Source organism: Micromonospora sp. NPDC049275 (assembly GCF_043197115.1).
Taxonomy (GTDB): domain Bacteria; phylum Actinomycetota; class Actinomycetes; order Mycobacteriales; family Micromonosporaceae; genus Micromonospora.
Genome location: NZ_JBICSN010000001.1, coordinates 102,967 through 121,517 on the forward strand (window position 1 = coordinate 102,967; position 18,551 = coordinate 121,517).

The following is an 18,551-nucleotide window of genomic DNA, read 5'->3' on the forward strand; positions in this document are numbered from 1 at the left end:
CCTGTGGGGACGTCATGTCGGGAGTTCGGGCGCGTCGGCGGTGGCATCGACGTCTCCGGCGGTCGCGCCGTCGCGGATGACGCGTTCCCACTCGAGGCGGGTGTCGTTCTCGCCACCGTCAAGCGCGGCGTGTATGGCGTCCTCGGCGGCTTCGAAGGCGCCATCTCGGTCGACAGCGAGCACGTCCATCGTTAGCGGCAGGGTGAGACCGACCTGCCAGCGCCGTGGTAGCCCGGGCAGGTCCAGGGAGTGCAGGATCGCCTCGGCCGCGTCCGGGGTGAGGCGGTTATTGACGGTCGCGTCGCGCAGGGTGTGCCAGACCTGTCGGAGCAGCCGCGTCAGCTGCTCGTCGATGGCGGTGGGCGCAGTGGGTGGGATCGGGGTGGGTTGCTGGGTCCGGAGGTATTCGTGGATGCGGGCGGTGGTGTGCGTGAGCCACCCCAAGGGGGCAGCGTGCCCAGGGTGAAAGGTGTCCCACGCGTCGCGCAGGATGGATTCGACATTGTCGGGGCTGTCGGACAAGACGTTCTCCCGGTTGTTGGCAGCCCGCCTGTCCCGAGCCCCGAAAGGGGGGTTCGGGACAGGCGGCTGGGGGTGTTCAGTCGTGCTGGCGGGTGCGGGTGACGCTCACGTCGTAGGTGTCGGCGTCGACGGTCAGGCGCAGCCACTCGTAGCCGGCGGCGCGGGCTTCGCGCAGCGTTTCGATCAGCGGTGCGGGAGCTTCGGTGAGGTGCAGGTGCTCGACGAAGTCGTCTCCGCCGAGGTCGGGGTCGTAGCGGTGGTCGTCGGTGTCGGGGTTCCAGCCGTCCGCGTAGACGGTCAGGTTGGCGTCGGGCTGGTCGGGGTCGTTGAGTCGGGGCATCCCGTTGGAAATCAGGTAGACGCCCTGGTCGTGGACCCACTCCAGCGCGCCCGGGCAGGGGGTGCCTGCCTCCCGCTCGGTGAAGGACGGGACGCGTTCTGCGGCGGCAACGGCGTGTTCGGCCAATAGCAGAGCGTCCCTGAGATCGAAGTACAGGTGCAGCGCCATCAGGTTTCCTTCCTGGCTGCTTGGGTGATCGAGTAGCCGGCCGGTCGGGGTTCGGCCGGATGTCACGGGTTGCTGAGTCCGAGGTGCGCGGCGAGGGCGGGACCTTGCTGCACCGCGCTGATGGCGCTGGGGAGGTGCCGCCGCTGCCAGGCGTGCAGCGCGGCGGACAGGTCGGCGCTGTGGCGGTGATGGTGGGTCAGTGCGGCGCTCAGTCCGGCGGCTTGTTCGATGCCGTTGTTCGCGCCGCGGGCGGTGTGCGGGCGGACGGGGGCGAGGGCGTCGCCGAGCAGCACCGCCCATCCGTGCCCGACGGGCCACGCCATGCGCGTGGGGGCGTCGATGTCCATCACGGGCACGGCCATGCGTTCGGTCGTGGCGTGCACGGTCGCCGCGTGGGGTGCCGGCAGCAGCCGGGCGGCGTGCGCGTCGACGTGGGTACGGGCTGCCGGTCCGACGTGCTGGGGCAGGGCGAAGACGCGCCGCTCGGGTGGCGCGCCGAAGTGGTGGGCGTAGGCGGTGGGACTGCACGGCAGGTAGAACGTCCAGTCCACGCCGCCCGGAATTGGGGCGACGTTGTACTGGCAGCGCGGCGGTTCCAGGCGGAGAAAGTCACGCAGAGGCGTGTTCGGGGTGGTGGTCTGGCCGCGGTGGGCGGTGTAGCCGGCGTAGCGCAGCCGGCGGTGGGGGTCGAGTAGGCGGCGGCCGGCCGAGGAGCGGCCGTCGGCGAAGACGACCAGGTCCGCGGGCTCGTGGGATCCGTCGGCGAAGGCGAGCGTCGGTTGTCCGTGGCGCACGTCGAGGCGGGTGAAGCGGCGGCCGGTGTGCAGCAGCGCGTCGGGGAGGCGGCTGGTCAGCGCGTGGTGCAGCAGCGTCCAGGTGGTGTTGCGGCCCGGATAGACCTGCTGGGCGGTGTGGATGGGTTGGCGGGCGCGGACGGTGACCTGCCAGACGGTTTCGGAGGTGTAGGCGACGATCTCGTTCTGGCCGATGCCGAGGCGGTCGAGAATGTCCAGGGCGGGGTGCTCCAAGCCGATCAACCCGCCGCCGCGCGGGGCGCTGTGCGGGGCGGCTTCGTACACGGCGATCTGGTCGAAGCCGGCATGCAGGAGGAGCAGCGCGGCGGTGCATCCGGTGAGGGATCCGCCGATTACCGCGATGCGTGGCTGCGTGCGATGGGTCAGCAGATTCGCTGCGCGAGGTGTCGATGCGCCTGTCGGGTGTGTGAGCGTCGGCAGTGCCATCAGATTCCCTTCCGAGCATGGGGGAACCCGGGCACGGCCGTATGGCCGTGCCCGGGGTGCGCTGGTGCGCGGGTGGCCGGGCAACGGCCTGGTGCGTGCGAGGTGTGTCAGAGTTCAGCGGCGACGTGCGTCGCCGCCGCAGTGCCTTCCGTGGCGCGTCGCGCCGTCGGTGGCGCCGAGGTGACCAGTGATCAGGTGCCTCGGAATCGTCCAGATATGGACGGAGGTGGTGCGGTGCGAGCGGCTGCTCGCCCTGACAGGGCGTGGGTCGTCGTCAAGCGCCCTTGTCAGTTCCCGGGGTGCGCCATGCGGGCCAGGGAGTGCAGAACGGTGAGGATCTCGCTGCTGCCGATGTCAGGGGTGTCATCAACTGCGACGAGACCGTTGGAGTGGTCGCGCTGACGAGTCACGGCGTACGCGGCACCGTTGAGGTCGACGGCGTCGATACAGCGACGCTGGCCCGTCCCATGCCCCTTGGTAATTGCCTCGGCGCGCATAAAGACCCACGCGACGATCCGAATTCCGCCGACGGCCCCGGCCAGTTGCGCGTGGAAGAGAGGGTGGTGCAGATCGGCGGCGACCAGCCGCAGCGCGCCGGCAGGGCCGTCCGGGTGCTGCCAGTCAGTCGGTGGGACAGGGACGGCAACGACGCCAAGGAATCGAGCGGTGGGATCGGGGTTCGCCGGCACGGGGGTTTCGCGCAGCGCGGCCAGCAGAGTCGGGCCTGGCCACGGATAGGCGTCCTGTGCGTATTGGTCGAGGTTGGTTAGGCAATGCTCGACGGCTTGTTGGAACGGGGTGAGCACGGATCCTCCATTGTCTTCATTAAGAGCGGTAGACGTTCGGTGGCTTCGGTTGAGGGTTTGTTAGGCGTGTTCGAGCGCAGTGACGGCGGCGTCGGCGATGGCGTCGACGGCCTGAATCGGGTCGTCGACCAGGAGCGTGGTGGTGTGGGTGAAGGTGTGGCCGGACTGGTCGGCGGGACGGAGCCACAGCACCGCGCACCCGGACTGGTGCAGGGTGGTGATCAGCCGTTGCGCGGCGTCGGTGTTGGGCAGCTCGCCGTCGGAGACGACAGCGAGCATCCGCAGCCGGCCTGGTTGGCGCAGGCGCAGCACCTCATCGGCGAGTTTGACCGCGTCGAGGAACGCCGTGGTGCCCCCGGCCGCTGACATCTCCAGGACCTGGGAGGGCCGTTGGCGGGGCGACACGAGCAGGGTCGCGCTGGTGCCGAAGCCGATCATCGCGGTGCTGGCCTGGTTGCTGCCGGCCGCGCTGGCGAGCATCCACCCGGCGGCGGACATCGGTGCGGCGTAGGCGCGCATCGAGCCTGAGGTGTCGACGAGCACGGCCAGGTTCAGGGTCGGCTTCGGCGGCGGGATCTGGGCGCGGCGCTGCCATGGGGTGGCGGTGGGCATGCTGCCCGCGGCGATCTGCGCCTTCGCGGTGATCGCGTGGCGGGTGCGCAGTCGTCCGGGTGGTATCGGGCTGGGTCGGGTGTCGGGTTCGGGTTGGTGGGTGCGGGCCCGGCGCAGCCGGGCGGCGAGCCTGCGGGCGGCGGCACGCTCCGCGTCGCTGGGGTCGCGGCGATTCCACCAGGCGGGCGCCCCGTGTTGCGCCTCGATGTGCTGGGCGGTGTATTCGGAGGGTGTCAGCCCGGCGGTGTGCGCGAGGTAGTCGGCGAGGGCCTGGGCGAGTTTGCCGGCGAACTCGCCGGGGTCGGCCTCCGGTGGCGTTGGCTGCTGGCGGGGGTTGATGCCGAGGATGCGGCACCACCGCCAGGCCAGGTCGATCATCGTCGTGGCGTTGGTGTCGTCGGTGGTGTGGGCTTGGCGCCATATATCGCGGAGCTGGTGCAGTTTGTGCCGGCCGAGGACGGCGGTGACGGCGGCGCGGACGCCTTTGATGTCCTTGGCGGTGATGATGCGGGCGTCGACCCGGGCCAGGAGCAGGGCGGCGAGGGTGCCGGCGTGCCAGGCGTCGTCAACCGGAGCGTCGCCGGGGTTCAGCAGGGCAGTCACGGTGTGGCGCAGCCACCGCCGATCCGCGCGGCGCCTGGAGCGTTGGCGGTTCTCGATGCGGGATTCCTCGAGCATGTCGGCGACTTCGGCGACGACCGGCGGCGTGCCAGCAGGGGCTGTCCACAGGCTGTGGGTGGCGTGGGCGGCTTCGTGCACGAGCAGTCCGTAGGCGGTGGGCACCAGGCGTTTGTGCCCGGCGCGGCGCGGGTCGGTGATGTCGGGGGCCCCGATGTGGGTGGCGTCGACTTCGATGCGACGGGCGTCGGGGTAGAAGCAGGCGGGGGCGCCGCCGCCCGCGCCAGGGGCGACGGTGACGGTCAGGTCGGTGCGGCCGGTCAGGATCGGGATGTGCCGGGTCCAGGCGTCGCTCCAGGCGAGCCAGTCTGGGGCGTTCGCGGCTGAGGTGCCGGGGCCGGCGCCACGGTGGGCGGAGGGTTTGGGCATCGATCTTGTCCTTTCGGTTGAGGGGGTCAGCGCTGTTTGCCGAGGGTCAGCGGCGTGATCTCGGTGCCGAACTGCGCCGCGAGGGCGGTGAGGACCTGGTCACGGTCCTCGATGGGGGCGCGGCCGACGAGGTTGGACACCGCCGCTGCGGAGCCGAGGGTTTTGCTGACGCGGGTGAAGCCGAGCAGCTCGCGGAGCTGCGGCGCCCACCCGATCCGGCCGGCGGCGAGGTCGGTGTTCAGCGTGATCGCGGCCTCGACGGCGGGTCGGGGGACACCGAGGTGGCGGGCGAGGTCCCAGTCGGTGGTGACCTCGATGTGCACGTCGAAGCGCGACGCGAGGGCCTCGGTGAGGATGGCGCCGTGCACGCCGGGGTTGTGCCCTGCGACGAGGTAGAACCCGTCGATGGCTTCGACGCGTTCGTTACGGAAGCCGGGGATGGTGATGACGCGGCGGCCGTCCATGGCCGGGTAGAGCACGGCGAGGACTTTCGGTGCGATGAGCGTGGCGTCGTCGACCAGCAGCGCCCGGCCTTCACGCATCGCTTGTACGAGGGGACCGTAGGCGAACTCGAACCCGCCGTCGGGCAGGGGGATGAAGTTGCCGAGGAAGTCCTCCACGACGGTGTCGCCGGTGCCGGCGACGGTGAGCAGGTCAGGGAATGCCGCCTCGACCAGCGCGGTCTTGCCGGTGCCGGGCGGTCCGTAGAGCAGCACGGGGATGCGTTTGGTGCGCAGCCGCTGCAGCACGTCCACGTCGGTGGCCCCGGCAAGTTTGCGCGGGAAGTACAGCTCCCCGTTGGGGCGGGTGACCGGCTGTCGGCGGCTCGTCGCGCGGCCCTGGCGGGATGTGCGCGGGGCGGGCGGTGGCATTGTGCCCGCGGCGTCGATGCCAGCTTGGGTGATCTGGAAGCGGTGCGGGTTCTCCTGGTGGGTGGCGTACCCGGCCTTAGCCATCTTCTTGAGCGCCTCGAAGACCGCGCCAGTTGACGGCACTGACAAAGCCCTGGTGATCTCCCCGACCGTCAAGACTTGGTCCGGATTGGCGCTGAGGTACGCGGCGACCATGTGGTACAGGTAGCCCGGTCGCTTGCCACCGCCCGTGGTGGGAGCGGTGGCGGCTGAAGCTGTGGGATCCATGCGGGTCCTTCCCTGTGAGGGTGAGGCCCGCGCACCCGTCTCCGGGGTGCGCGGGCGATGCAAATCCGCGCGGCGGAGACGGAGATCAGATGTAGCTGAGACCGCGGACAGTCAGCCGGTTCAAGGCGTTCGAGAGCCGGCCGGCTGCTGGTCAGAAGGGTTAGCGAGGTGGCGTGGTCTTACAGGGTGCGGGCGAGATCCACCAGCCGATTCAGGCCGGTCGCGATGCGGCTGCCTGCTGTGCGCGCAAGTGGTTGCGGCGACCGATCGGCGGTGGCCGTCTGCGCTCCGCGAACCCGTTTGACCTGGTAGAGCTGGCGGTCACGGTCGACGGCGGCGACGATGCGCATCTCGATCCGAGATGACGGTGGCGCCTTGGCGAGGTCGCCGTGACGGTAGCCCGGCCGGCTTGGTGCGGCCCAGCCCTCGAAGACCAGGGCGAAGCCGATGCAGCGTCGACCGTCGCGGTGCAGCCACGACCGCACCGAGCCCCGCGCGGGCGGGCTGTCGGCGATGTCGGCCAGGCTGTGCAGGACCACGGCAGGTGGCAGACTCGCATCTCCTCGGGCGAGGGCCAGGTTGTGCCAGACACTCGGATCGAACAGCCCAGCATCGATGGTCACGGTGTGCGACGGGCCGGCGAGCGGCCAGTCGAACAAGCCAATCAGCGTCGGAGGGAGATCCCATCCGTGGCGCTCATGCAGCGCCTCGGCGTCAATAAGCGCGTGGGTCAACGCGTCTCGGGTACGGGGGTGGAGCATGCATCCTCCTTCAGGAATACGTGATGTCGTGAGTAGGTCTGGGCGACGCCGGGCCGACGGCTGTCACCGCGTGTCCGGACGGCGGGTCGGCACCAGAGCGCGCGGGGCCGGGAATGGTTCCGCGCACCCCTTCGCCGCGTGTGCGGGCCCGCGCAGCGCAGGGCAGCGCAGGGCAGGGCAGGGCAGGAACAGCTGAAACGACGTCAGCAGCCACGCGGCGGGGTTGCGCCGTGAACTGTGACGGTGGCGAACGCTGCCGACCGGGCCCGGTCCTGGTCAGGCTTCGGGATGTCCGACCACCCGGTCGCAGCGCCGAGGATCTACCGGCATCCAGGGCAGCCCCCAGCCGATCCGGTAGCGCCCGTCGGTGGGCTGCGCGAGGTGAACGCCGCCGCCGAGGGACAGCGGCCGGGCGATGGTGAGCACGTCACCGTCGAAGTCGACGGTGCGCCAATCACCGCCGACGGTCTCGGCGGTCTCGGCGAACGTGCGTGCGAGCGCCCGCGCGACGTCGGCGTCGATGCTGATCTCACAGGCCCCGTTCCACCAGCCGATCAGCGTCGCGGCGTAGCCCTCTTGGTAGCGGTGCGAATGGCGACTCGTCTGGTAGCGCAGCCACGGCCCGGAGAACACGGCGGCGCTGCCGCGCGTTGGCTGGTAGTCAGGAGTGGGCATCGACGACCGCCACCGACCAATCCGCCGCCCGGAACTCGACCGGGCGTCGCTTTCGGCGCCCGAGGTGTCCCGCGGATAGGGGCCAGCCGGCCGCGGTGGGTCGGCGCACTGAAGGCAGCACCGTCGGGTCGAGGTTTCGTCTCCCGTTCAGCAGGTCCCGAAAGACCGTCCGCAGACGCGGTGGCACATCACCACTGTCGCTGCGGGTGAGGATCGCCTGGTCGGTGTCGAGCCACACGACGCCGGCCAGGTCGGCCCAGGCCACCGGTGTGCGGCCCGGCGGGAACCGCCAGCCCGGATGAAGCAGCCTCGGCAGTGCCACGATGTCGCCCGGATACGGCGCCCAGTCGGTGTAGCTCCAGGGCACCACGGTGCCGGGCCGACGGCCGGCTTGCGCGGCGTCGGCGCACGCGAGGCACGTGGCCCCGTCAACCTGGGTGGTGCCACGGCAGGCGTCGCAGGTGTGCCAGTTATTCGGGTCGGCGGCGGGGTCGTAGCTGCGATCCCACGCTCCGGTGACCTGCCCACCGAGCCGGTAGCCATCGATGCGGTGCTCACGGCTCACGAGCCGCATCGGCTTGACCAGATGCGCGTCGATGCTGGCGACGGTCGCCCCGGCGCGTACCAGGACCGCGAAGAGCTGGTGTGCCATCAGCGTGTCCCCTGACCGGTCGCACGGGCCGCAGCCGTGCGGTAGGCGTCGTACACCGCAGATGGGATCGGGCCGTGCCTGCGGTGCGGGGGAAGCCGCAGCGGCTGTTCGTGGGTTTTCCAGAATGCCCGGACATCGGCCGGAAGGCCGGTGGGGGCGCCTCGGCCGTGTCGCTTGGGTAGCCGGCGGGCCGCTGCGAGGTAGGTATCCCGTAGCCGCTGCAGGTTGTGCGAGGACAGGTCGATTTCGTACTCGACGCCGTCGAAGGCGAGGCGATGCGTGCTGACGTCCTCGGTGCTGTTGTCCAGGTCGTCGGTGAGCACGACAACCGTCATGGTTGCCATCAGGGTGATTCCTTTCATTAAGCGACAGAGCTGCCTCCGACGCACGGCGACGCGCGCCGGGGGCAGCTCTGTCACGAGGGATGGGTAGGGCGTCACACCTCTGCGGTGTTGATGGCCCGCCGGTCAGCCCCCATTGCCTGGGGTTGATGACCCGCGGAATACCGCTGACCGCGGGCGACGGCGCCCGGCGTCGGGCGTCGGGCGGCGTTTCTCGCAACCGCCGGAATCACCTGCGGCGACCGGAGCTGGCGTGATCGTGCTCAGCCGGCGTTCAGCCCGCGGTGTACGCCGGCCTGCCGATCGTGCGAGTTGGGCGACGCGGTGCCCTGTTGGGACCGCGGCAGCGCTGAGGCGCGGTTGGCAGATGGTCACCCGGCCCTCTGTCTGGGCGGGACTCGCGGTTGATATGTACTGCTGACGGCGGCCAGGCTCGGAAGCACCGCTTGGTGCCATCTGGCGAGCGATTGGGCCTGGCCGCTGGCAATGGAGGTGACTGTGCCTAGTCTTGGCAGCCGTAGCGGCAGCCATTGGGGTCGCAGGGCTGACCGGCCGCCATGCGCGCGAACCTCTCCCGCTTGGCATCGCCGATGATTCCTAACGGCCAACCGAGCCCGTCGGCGAAGGCCGCGATCTTCGGCGCCCCGTGGATCGGGTAGGGGGCCGCATCCATGGCCGCGACAGCGCCGTCGTGGCCGAACAACCAGGCCAGTTCGGTGAGCTGGTCGACCGACCGGCCCGCCCAGCGGCGGCGATGCGTCAGGATGTCGTGAACCGCCGACCAGAGGTAAGAACGGGCGTACACCTCGGGGTCACGGTGCCAACCCCACCGTTGATGGTCGAACAGCCGCGCGTCTACCCAGTCGGGAAGAAGCACTCGGGCGTCTTCGTAGCTGAGCGCCTGCAGGAGGATCTCTCGGCGGAACCCGAACGGATCCCTGCCGGGAACGTCGCGCAGCGCTTTCAGCCGGTCGCCGATCTCGTACGCACGGCGTCTGATCATGATTTGTTCCCTTTCTCGGATGTAGCTGTCATCGCCGAAGCGGACGATGATGCAGCATCGACTGGAGGTCGACGGCGTACGGGAGCCGGCGCGTGTCCGCGACCGGCGTGGGCGCGACGGTGACGCTTTGTCCGGGTTGCGGCGTTCGCTGACGGTCGGGTGTCCGCTGGTTAGTCACCGGCCTCTCCCGCACGGCGAGGGCCGTCATCGGCGTGGCCGTGCGCTGGTGGGTCGGGGATGGCGCCGACGATGCGGTCGCAGTCGTAGGGATGCACAGGCCGCCAGGGCCACGATCGGCCCATCACGACGTACCGGCCGTCCGCGTCCGGGCTGACTCGCTCGATGGCGTCCGGGTCGTCCTGGAGGCGGGTGAAGTCCGCGACGATGGCGTCTTCGTCGAAGGACAGCCGTGCCATGGTTTGGTCCACGACGCGGTCCAGGTCCGCCTCGGGCAGACCGTCCTGTGCCAGGGACTGGCGCAGGCTGTCGCGGGCGGCCTGTTGGTCAGCGACGATCGCCTCCGCGACCTCGCGGGAGCAGGTGAACACGGCCCAGCCGTTCCACAGGTCGAACAGGATGCCGGCGAACCCGACCGGGACGCGCATCTGCCCGTCGGCGTTGGGCTGCCAGGCCCAGTCGCTGGCGAACACACCCGGCCCGCCCAGGCGCACGCGGTCGGGGTGGACATGGGTGAGGTCGCGGTCGTCGCCATCGGGGTGCAGCAGCATGCGGCACTGGCGTTCGGCCTCGGCGTGCGCGGCGTCGTCGTAGCCGTCGCACCACGCCCACCGCGCCTGGTCGCGCTGCTGCGCGCTTAGGTCCTGCCAGTCCGGCGCGTCGGGCGGGGCGTGCTCGGCGTAGCGCTCAGGGTCCGCGGCGAGGTGGTACCGATCGGCTGTCGGGAGCCCGTCGAGGATCATCGGGACGATGTCCTCAATACCGGACAAGACCCGTCGCGCGATGTCGGTGACGTCGCCGCGCGTCTGGCCTCCCAGGGTGTGTTGCGCCCACCAGCCGGCGGCGTCGCGACCGGCAGCCGCCCCCGCGGCACGCAACGCATCACGCACCTGCTGCCACAGCTCGGCGGTTGGTGGGGCGGGGAGCCGACGGACACGGTCGCCCTCGGCCAACAGAAGAGACAGCTGGGAGCCGCCGTCCCAGGCCACGTCGAGGACCTGGCCTTGTGGGTCGTAGCGGCGCACCGTGCCCTGGGCTTCGGGGCGCAGCCCAGTGTCGGAGTCGCTGGTGTGCTCTAACGCGACCCGGTCGCCGCGGCGGTAATGATCCGCTGCGGGCTGTTCTTCGGGGTCGCTGTTGCTGGTAGGGCTTGTCATCGCAGTTGCCCTCCTCGATGGTGGCGTGCGTACGGCCGTTGGTGTTGACCGTCTCGGTTGCGGCGGTGTGGCTGTCCTCGCCCGCGTGCCCGCAGTGGCGTCGCGGCGGGACGCCAGGCGGTGCGGGGGCGGTCAGCCCTCAAGGCGGATCTGATGCGGCCAGACCGCGGTGGGGATGCCAGGTCGGGAGCCCCGGGTGCAGTACGCCGTCAGGGTGGGCGGGTTGATCGCGCCGTAGACGGGCCGGTTGTCGGGACGCACGAGCACGCGTTGCCCGGCGGGGAAGTCCACCGGCGCGGCGGGATCGTTGCGCCAATGGATATCGGCCACGACGCGGCCGAACACCCAGTCGGCGAAGTAGGCGTTCGTGTACTGGGGATATCTGCCGTAGTCGGAGGCGATGTCGGTAACACGCTCCCGCGCCTGCTCCAGGCTCAGCCCTTCCAAGAGGTCGTCGGGCACCGGTGGATGCGCGGCGAGGCTGACGACCTCCACATCACGACCGGCGAGCGTGCGGGGCGTGTCGCTGTCGCTGGTGATGGTGATCTGGCCGGTCTGGTGGTCAACGGCGGTGACCCGCTGTCGAGTGGCTTCGCCGACTGGTTGGACGAGGTCGCCGACGGCGATGGCGCTGCCGTTCTCGCCGCGGCCGGCCAGGCGGTATTCGACGGCGGCGCGGTCGAGGACCGTCCTGCCCGGATCGTGGCTGTAGGCGTCAAGGTCTACGGGCGCTGCCGGCGGCAGGGGCGGCAGGGGCAGGATGTAGCCGGTGGGTTCGGGTGAGGGCGGCTGAGGGGTCACCTGGGGTGGTCCTTTCGGTAAAGGGGGAAACGAGATCCGGCCGCGACCCGGGGTCGGGTCGCGGCCGGTGCTGAGCCACGTGATGGGCGGGTCGTGCCGGGGCGGGGTTACGCCTCGCATCCCCGGACGCAGCCGTCGGGGCTGCAGGGCAGGCCGGCGGCCATGCGGATGAAGGCGTCACGCCAGTCGGGGTCCTGCGCGAGGCTGTGCAGGGGCCAGCCGAGCCCGTCGGCGAACGCGGTGATCTTCGGGGCCCCGTACATTGGGTAGGCGGCGCTGTTCATGGCGGTCACGACGTCGTCGCGGCCGAGTAGCCAGGCCAGTTCGGTGAGCTTGTCGACCGCGCGTCCTGCGGATCCGCTGCGGTGATCCAGGATCTTGTGCACGGCGAACCAGAGGTAGTTGCGGCCATACTCCTCGGGGTCGGCGTGACTATCCCAACGGTGGCGGTTCCACTGCGGTGTGGTGGTGTCGGGCTGCAGGAACGGGCGGGCGTGGTCGATGTCGAGGGCGTTGATCAGCAGTTCGCGGCGGAAGCCGAACATGTCCTCACGGGCGGTGGCGTGCTGGTCGATGCGGTGCAGGATCTCCTCCTGCGTGCGCAGAATCATGAGCCCTTCCTTTCGGGTTGTCGGTCTTGTCGCGGGCGCGGTGATGGCACTAAGGCGCGCGTGCTCAGGAAGTTCGCCATCGGTGATGAGGACCCCGTACGGCCGCTGGTGGGCGGCGGCGTTGGGGGGATGCGCTCATCGGGTGCCGCCCGCGTCATCAGTCGTGGGGGCATGCGGCGGCCAGGGCTTGCGGGTGATGTGGGCACCGAACATCGGGTCGGTGGCAACCGAGGAGCCGCAGCGGGTGCAGATGGTGGCGGTGTCGTGGCCGTAGCCGGCCATGGACGGAACCTCGACGTGGTCGATCTCGTCGACCGCCCCGCAGACGGTGCACACCGTCATCACCGAGCCGCCCTCGTCGAGGGCGGGTGCGGTGACGAACAGGTCCTCGACCGGGTCGAGGTGGTGCATGCTGTGCCGAAGCCAGCGGCCGTGGACCGTCGCCTCGTACACCACCAGCAACCGCTGGTCGAGGCGCAGCAGGTACATCCACTCGTCGGACCTGTCGAGGTTCTCCCGCAGCGACCCCTGCCGGATCGTGTTGTTCTCGGTGACGGCCGGGTAGCCCAGTCCCGCTACGGGCGGCTGTCGGTGCCATCGCCGGGGCTTGGGGTTGACCGCGAGGCTCCACCAGTTGCGGGCCAGCAGCGCGCCGGTCATCGCGGCGGTGTCGCGGCCGAAGGTCTCGGTCCAGATCCGGCGCAACAGCGGCACCAGGATCTCCGGGTTTTCGCCGAGCTGGATGGAGCGGGCGGTGTACCTGCCGCGGAGTGCGGCGACACCGATCAGTGCGGGTGCGCTCACGTGCCTTCCTCCTCCTGGGGATCTGTGGATGGGGATGCGGCGGGTCGCCCACGGCCGGGCGCCGTCGAATCGGGTGATCGTGGGTCCGCCGGCTTCGCCGCTAGGGCCTGCGCTGGGAGACGGCGTTATTCGTTGTGCGGGGTAAGGGCTGCGGGTGCACTCGGTGAGCCCGTTCCTGCGGTGATCTGGTGGCCCGCTGCGGCTGCAGGTTCTACTGCGGTGCAGGTATGCAGGCTGGCGTCTTTACTGGACGCTGATGTGGATGTGGTTGGTGTGCCATCCGGAGGGGTCGTTACCACCCCATGGGTTGTTGTAGGGGTGCCAACCTTCGGACTCGGTCCAGATCTGGCGAAACCAGATGACGTACTGGATGCCGAGACGGTCGGCGTTGGCGACGGCCCACGCGGCCATCGCGTCGCCGTGGGCTTTCTGGGTGCCGGACGCTTCGCCGCCGGAGGTCATCATCCAGTCGCAGGCGCGGCCTTTCGGGTGTTCGCCGTGGTCATCGACGCGGTAGCAGCCTGGCTTTGGGAAGCTGGCAGCGGTGGCTTGTTGGACGAGATGGAGTAGCCGGGGCGTCACGCAGCCGGTGCCGGTGGTCGGATCAGGACGGATAGCGCAGTCCTCTTCCGGCCAGGAGCCATCGGAGTTACGAGGAGCCGGTTCGGCGGTGCCGAGTGCCAGGAAGGAGCAGTCGAGCTCGACGCCACCGCTTGATGTGACCTGCTCCTGCACAAGTGAGGTCGCGTCGTCCTCCCACTTCGCGTAAGCGTCGGGGTAGGCGGAGCGTTGGACTGCTTGCGCGGCCTCGGTGAGTGGCATGCTCTGCCAGCCGGTGACGGTGGCTAGCTTGTCGTAAAACTTGCCGGCAGCGTAAGTGGGGTCTCCGAGTTGGGCCGGCGTTCCCCAGCCTTGGCTGGGGCGTTGCTGGAACAGGCCGACGGAGTCACGGTCGCCGCCGGTGAGGTTACGGAGCCCGGACTCCTGCATGGCGGTGGCGAGCGCGATGATCCAGCCGCGAGCTGGCACCTGCTGTCCCGCGCCGACGGTGATGATCGTGCGGGCGTTGGCGAGTTGCTCGCTGTTCCAGAACCCAGCTCCGTCAGTTGGCGGCGACGCCGCGAGAGTGGGCAGCAGCGGTGGTCCGTCTGGGCCGACAGCGGTGTAGCAGGCGGCTGACGCGCCGCCGCCTCCGCCGAACAGCGCGGCGATGCCGCCGGCGCAGAGCACCAGCACAGCGACCACCCCGGCGGCGACCGCACCGAGTGCGCGGGCACTCATCGTGGTGCCGATGCTGGTGGTTGCGATCCGCACCGCCGCTCAGCCGTCCCGGCGCCGTCGGTGCTCAGGCAGGCAAGCAGCGGGTAGACGGAGACGGGGGTCCCGTCGCCGGTGTGCACGACGATGGTGTCGGTGGCGGCATCGATGAGGTAGATCCATTCGACGTCGAGGTGCCCGGCGTGGCAGAGCGGGAAGATGGTGACCGGCTCCGGCGGGTCTACCGTCACGCCGTCGCTGGTGGAGGCCAGGGTTATGCCGACTCCGGGCACCGGTTTCTGGCCGGCGAAGTTCGAGCTGGTGCTGGCGGTGGTGTCCTCGTCGAGCTGCTCCCAGTCGTTGGCGAGGATCGTGGTGATCAGCGCGGCGGTGTCGTGGTGAGCGTGGGCGGCCCAGATCGCGGCCAGGGTCGGCAGCACGTTGGACGGGTATCCGTCGTAGTGCACGATCCGTGCGCGCACGAGGGTTGAGTTGTCGGGGTCGATGGCGCCGATGCAGCAGGTGGTACTCACGGACAGGCTCCTTCGCACGCAGGTGTGGGTAGCGCTTTCACGTGGGGCACGGTCTGGGGCAGGCGGGGTGCTGGGCCTGGCGCGCCAGCCGTAGGCCGGGTCGGTGGTCTCGCTCGACCCGCAGCGTGAGCAGCGAGCAGTGGTGTTCTCGCCGTAGGCGGCCATCGACGCTGGCAGTTCCGTGACGACGACCTCGTCGACGGCGCAGCAGATCCGGCACCGGATGGACCCGCCGTCGGGTCCGCATCGGCTGAAGATCGGCTCGTCTGCGCTGGCGTCGGCTGCGGCGGCCGGGATCATGCCTTGGCTTCGGCGGACGCGGGTTGGGCGTAGCAGGCGGTGGCGGCCAGCAACGCGACCAGACCGGGGTAGGTGGCGGGCAGGTCGCGGGGGTCGGGGCTGTCGTCGACGAGCACCAAGGGGTGCTCCTCGCCGGTGAGGTGGGTGAGCTGGTAGAGCCTCCCGTCGGTGTCGACAGCGTCGACGCGGCGGACCTGTCGGGGTTCGCCGTCGAGCGTGTGAACGTCTGCGTAGCAGGCGGCCCAGGCCATAAGTCGCGTGTCCGGGGCGGCCTCGCGTATCCGGGTGATGATCGTGTCGAGGGTGCGGTGGTAAGGCGTGACCCTCGGGGTGCTGTGCAGGGTGGCCGCGAGGCGGTCCAGGAGGGCGGGTAGTCCGGCCGGGTTGTCGAGCATGTCGCCGGGGTGCGCCGGGAACTCCAGGCTGCGCATCGCCAGGCCTCGCGGTGTAGCAGCGGTGATCAGCGGCCAGTCGTGGACGAGCAACAGCGTCGGCGGCTGGTTCCATGCGAATCGGGTTAAGTCGGTGGAAGCCTCGATGAGGCAGGTGGAGAGGTTGTGGACGGCGGTGAAGGACAGCACGGGGTCTCCCATCTCAGGGGTCCACGACGGCAAGGACCCCGCGGCCGGATTGGCTGCGGGGTCCTTGGGGCGTGAGGTTCGGCGGGCCGAGGTTCAGTGGCGCTGCCGGTCGCGGCTGCGCACCGTTGCGGTTCGGTGGGGCAGGTACTCGCGGGCCGCACCGTCGAGTCTCTTGGCCTCGTACATCGCGCTGTCGGCTTGGGTCAGCAACTCCCGGGTGCTGAGGGTTGGATGGTGGGTGTGGGTGTAGCCGACCGAGGCCGTCACGGGCAGGTCGCCGTTTGTCACCCGGATCGTGCCTTTGGCGATCGCCTGCCAGGCGGCGTTGGCCGCGGCGGCGGTGTCCTCGCGAGAACCTGTGACGAGCAGCGCGAATTCGTCGCCAGAGAGCCTCGCGGCGATTCGCACGGGCGTGGAAAGGCTGGACAGGCGTCGGCCGACCTGGTTGAGCAGGTCGTTGCCGACCTCGTGGCCGAGGGTGTCGTTGACGGTTTTGAAGTTGTTGAGGTCCAGCAGCACGACCCCGACCGGTGTGTTGTCGGCCAGGGCGGCGCGCGCGTGGGTGAGGAACAGCCGCCGGTTGGGCAGCCCGGTGATGTCGTCGTGGGTTGCCACCCAGCGAGCCCTCATGAGGGCTCGCTGCTGTCCCCACAGCACGGGTGCGGCGAGGGCGAGACCGGCGACGACTCCGCCGGCGCAGGTGAGCAGTTGTTGCATGGTTTGCGACACTGGTATGGCTCCTTTTCTCGGAAGGAGCACCGGGGGCGGGCGAGCAGCGACCAACTTCACGCCCGCCCTCGGGCTGCCTGTGTGTGCGGTACAGCCGCTACTGAGCGGCGGGGGCGAGCTGGAAGGTGACGGGCTTTTCCTCGGTCCGAATGGCCTTGCCGGCGCCGACGAGTTTGTCGGCGGCGTTGACGACCGCGCCGGCGCTGGCCTTCTTCGCGTCGGTGCCGACGTTCGCGGCGTCGATGAGCTTGCACAACTCGCCGGTCTTGTAGGCCCGGTCGGGGTGCGCTTCGAGGATGTCCAGCACCGCCGCGCGTAGAGAGCCCTTCGCCCGGTGGCTGCGTCCGGGTGCCGTGCTCGCCGCATCCGAGGTGGAGACAGCCTCCGCTTCGCCGTCGTCGAGCGTGCCGGCGCGCGGTGGGTCGTCGTCGACCGTCGGTGCAGGGTCGTCGTCTGCGGTCGGCTCATCAGCGCGAGCGGGCGGGTCGGCGGCGGGAGGTTCGCCGTCGGCGGCTTCGTCAGCCGTCGGCGTGGTGGGCTGCTCGCCGGACCGCTCAATGTCGCTGGTTGCGCCGGGATCGTCATCAACGGCGTCGCCGGTGCTGGGCGAGTCGGCGGGCGGCGATTCGGGGCCGGCGGAGGCGACCGTTGGCGAGGCGTTTCGGGCGGCACCGACGGTGGCGTGACCGGACTCGGTCAGCCGCCACACGGCGCGCTTGTCCTCGCCCTGAACGCGTTCGGTCTGTCCGGTCCCCTCCCAGACGCGCAGCTTGGCCGTGGCGGTGGAGTAGCCGAGGTCGGCGTGCTCCGCCACGGCGGCGGCAGTGGCGTCGCCGAGATCAGCGAGGGCGGCGAGCACCTTGAATAGGGCGTGCGGTGGCACGGTTTCCGGTTGGTCGGGCATGGCATCTCCCTTGTCGTGTGAGGTCAGCACTGATCCACGCTTCGATCGCGGGACGAATCAAGTGCGATGGCCGGATCTGCGGACGAGCGATAATCGTCGGGGTCGCCGCCGGTTAGAACGGCGGCTCGTTGAGCGCAGCGGGTTCCTCCCGAGGCGGCAGGTGGGTGGCGGTTCTGGTGCGCAGCCGACCGGCCAGAGCGGTCAGGTGCAGGCGCATCCGGGCACGCCGCGGCATGGGGGTCCAGGTGTCGGCGGTCCAGAACCAGCGGTGGGCGCCGATGCTGTAGTAGCCGTCCCGATCGGGGTGGCAGCGCTCGTCGAGATCGAGGGCGATCTCGCCGCTGCCGGTGTCGCGTTCTTCCAGCAGCGCCGCGATGTCACCGTCGAAGCGCAGCAGCGGGTATTCCCCGGGCATGCTGCCCATCCGCCACCGGCCGGTCAGGTCGTCGGCGATCCGTCGGGCGGTGCTCGGGTCGAAGCGGCAGATGAGACCGCCAGCGTTCGTGCTGGAGTCGTCGGCCACCAGGGCGGGATAGCTCTGATTGCGGACTTGCCGCGAGGAGACCATCACGGGCCGCCAGCGCGCGTCGGGTGGCGCGATGTCGATCCGGTGGTCGAAGGACTGCAGGTGGATCGCGTTGAGAGCTGCGCCGGGCCACACCGGGGTGTCGATTGCCAGCCAGTTGCGCTCAAGGTGGCGCGCGCCGCGCAGGACATCGATCAGCCGCCGCTCGGCGGCGGTGGATGAGCCAAGCGGCATGTACAGGTGCTGCACCCGCTCGCGATCGGGGCTCGCGGCGGGAGTGCGGCGCCAGGAGGCGCTGAAGGCGATCTGCTCGTCGCCGTCGTAGGTGTGCCAGATGGGGACGCCGTTGGACCGGATCTGTGCGCGCTCGCCGCTGCGGCTGAGGCTCAGCGCCGGGCCGTTGAGCTCGCCGGCGGCGATCTGCCCTGCGGTGAGGCGGTGGGTGGGGCTGGCGAGGGCGTGTTCTGCCAGGGGCAGGACGTCCTCGATGCGGAACCACAGTCGGGACATGGTGAAGGGACCTCCGTGAGGGTGTGTTGTGCGGGAAGAGGAATAGGGCGGCCTGTCTCAGGCCGGTGCTGCGAAAGCCCCATGCCCGGGGCGCCTGGCGCGTCGGGGCGTGAACCGTCGGCGCTACCGGTGCGAGAAGCACGGACCCGGGCCTGCCGGTGGCGGCGCGCTGAGGCGTGGGATAAGGCCAAGCCGGTCGGTGAGTGATACCCGGGCGCGGGGCCATGCGGCGCCGTTGGCCGGCGACCGCGGCTTTTGCGGCCTGCGATGTGGGGCGTCGGCGTTACTCGTCGGCTGCGAAGGTGCGTGCGGGCCGAGCGGGCGTGTGTGCGTTGCGGGTTGCCGGGTCGCCGC

At 70.3% G+C, this 18,551-nt stretch carries 21 protein-coding genes; all 21 read right to left on the minus strand.

The annotated features are described in order from the left end of the window. Positions 1–12: 12 nt before the first annotated feature. Complete coding sequence (locus ACGFIE_RS00490) at positions 13–444, minus strand: hypothetical protein (RefSeq protein WP_393289535.1); 432 nt, start codon at positions 442–444, stop codon at positions 13–15. A 154-nt stretch (positions 445–598) separates the two neighbouring features. After that, the gene (locus ACGFIE_RS00495; protein WP_393289536.1) at positions 599–1,030 is read right to left on the minus strand and encodes a DUF3085 domain-containing protein; all 432 of its coding nucleotides are present in this window, start codon (positions 1,028–1,030) and stop codon (positions 599–601) included. A gap of 62 nt (positions 1,031–1,092) precedes the next feature. Next, entirely contained in the window at positions 1,093–2,271 is a 1,179-nt protein-coding gene (locus ACGFIE_RS00500; protein WP_393289538.1) for an FAD-dependent monooxygenase, read from the minus strand. 287 nt (positions 2,272–2,558) lie between these two features. Further along, positions 2,559–3,077, minus strand: coding sequence for a hypothetical protein (locus tag ACGFIE_RS00505; RefSeq protein ID WP_393289540.1), 519 nt, complete (start codon positions 3,075–3,077; stop codon positions 2,559–2,561). Positions 3,078–3,137: 60 nt separating this feature from the next. Next, positions 3,138–4,736 (minus strand): VWA domain-containing protein, encoded by a 1,599-nt coding sequence (locus ACGFIE_RS00510; RefSeq protein ID WP_393289542.1) that lies wholly within the window; start codon positions 4,734–4,736, stop codon positions 3,138–3,140. Between the two features lie 26 nt (positions 4,737–4,762). Continuing rightward, complete coding sequence (locus ACGFIE_RS00515; protein ID WP_393289544.1) at positions 4,763–5,875, minus strand: AAA family ATPase; 1,113 nt, start codon at positions 5,873–5,875, stop codon at positions 4,763–4,765. 179 nt (positions 5,876–6,054) lie between these two features. Beyond that, on the minus strand, positions 6,055–6,609 hold the full coding sequence (locus ACGFIE_RS00520; protein ID WP_393289546.1) for a hypothetical protein: 555 nt from the start codon (positions 6,607–6,609) through the stop codon (positions 6,055–6,057). Positions 6,610–6,912: 303 nt separating this feature from the next. Continuing rightward, on the minus strand, positions 6,913–7,311 hold the full coding sequence (locus ACGFIE_RS00525) for a hypothetical protein (protein ID WP_393289547.1): 399 nt from the start codon (positions 7,309–7,311) through the stop codon (positions 6,913–6,915). Next, positions 7,298–7,963: a hypothetical protein gene (locus ACGFIE_RS00530; RefSeq protein ID WP_393289549.1), complete on the minus strand. Its 666-nt coding sequence runs from the start codon at positions 7,961–7,963 to the stop codon at positions 7,298–7,300. Before ACGFIE_RS00530 ends, ACGFIE_RS00525 begins: the two co-directional genes overlap by 14 nt. After that, entirely contained in the window at positions 7,963–8,382 is a 420-nt protein-coding gene (locus tag ACGFIE_RS00535; protein WP_393289551.1) for a histone-like nucleoid-structuring protein Lsr2, read from the minus strand. The genes ACGFIE_RS00530 and ACGFIE_RS00535 overlap by 1 nt, the downstream gene beginning before the upstream one ends. Positions 8,383–8,806: 424 nt before the next feature. Further along, a complete protein-coding gene (locus ACGFIE_RS00540) occupies positions 8,807–9,307 on the minus strand; it encodes a hypothetical protein (RefSeq protein ID WP_393289553.1) in 501 nt (166 codons plus the stop codon). Positions 9,308–9,477: 170 nt separating this feature from the next. Further along, positions 9,478–10,641 (minus strand): DUF4314 domain-containing protein, encoded by a 1,164-nt coding sequence (locus tag ACGFIE_RS00545; RefSeq protein WP_393289555.1) that lies wholly within the window; start codon positions 10,639–10,641, stop codon positions 9,478–9,480. Between the two features lie 132 nt (positions 10,642–10,773). After that, positions 10,774–11,442: a hypothetical protein gene (locus ACGFIE_RS00550; protein ID WP_393289557.1), complete on the minus strand. Its 669-nt coding sequence runs from the start codon at positions 11,440–11,442 to the stop codon at positions 10,774–10,776. A gap of 107 nt (positions 11,443–11,549) precedes the next feature. Further along, positions 11,550–12,053 (minus strand): hypothetical protein, encoded by a 504-nt coding sequence (locus ACGFIE_RS00555; RefSeq protein WP_393289558.1) that lies wholly within the window; start codon positions 12,051–12,053, stop codon positions 11,550–11,552. 135 nt (positions 12,054–12,188) lie between these two features. After that, positions 12,189–12,857, minus strand: coding sequence for a hypothetical protein (locus ACGFIE_RS00560; RefSeq protein ID WP_393289560.1), 669 nt, complete (start codon positions 12,855–12,857; stop codon positions 12,189–12,191). Between the two features lie 243 nt (positions 12,858–13,100). Next, positions 13,101–14,138, minus strand: coding sequence for a hypothetical protein (locus ACGFIE_RS00565; RefSeq protein WP_393291219.1), 1,038 nt, complete (start codon positions 14,136–14,138; stop codon positions 13,101–13,103). Further along, positions 14,135–14,647: a hypothetical protein gene (locus ACGFIE_RS00570; protein ID WP_393289562.1), complete on the minus strand. Its 513-nt coding sequence runs from the start codon at positions 14,645–14,647 to the stop codon at positions 14,135–14,137. Before ACGFIE_RS00570 ends, ACGFIE_RS00565 begins: the two co-directional genes overlap by 4 nt. Before the next feature lie 296 nt (positions 14,648–14,943). Beyond that, the gene (locus ACGFIE_RS00575) at positions 14,944–15,540 is read right to left on the minus strand and encodes a hypothetical protein (RefSeq protein ID WP_393289564.1); all 597 of its coding nucleotides are present in this window, start codon (positions 15,538–15,540) and stop codon (positions 14,944–14,946) included. Between the two features lie 81 nt (positions 15,541–15,621). Further along, positions 15,622–16,257, minus strand: coding sequence for a GGDEF domain-containing protein (locus tag ACGFIE_RS00580; RefSeq protein WP_393289566.1), 636 nt, complete (start codon positions 16,255–16,257; stop codon positions 15,622–15,624). Between the two features lie 97 nt (positions 16,258–16,354). Next, on the minus strand, positions 16,355–17,161 hold the full coding sequence (locus ACGFIE_RS00585; protein WP_393289568.1) for a MarR family transcriptional regulator: 807 nt from the start codon (positions 17,159–17,161) through the stop codon (positions 16,355–16,357). A gap of 112 nt (positions 17,162–17,273) precedes the next feature. Continuing rightward, positions 17,274–18,197: a hypothetical protein gene (locus ACGFIE_RS00590; RefSeq protein WP_393289569.1), complete on the minus strand. Its 924-nt coding sequence runs from the start codon at positions 18,195–18,197 to the stop codon at positions 17,274–17,276. Positions 18,198–18,551: the final 354 nt, after the last annotated feature.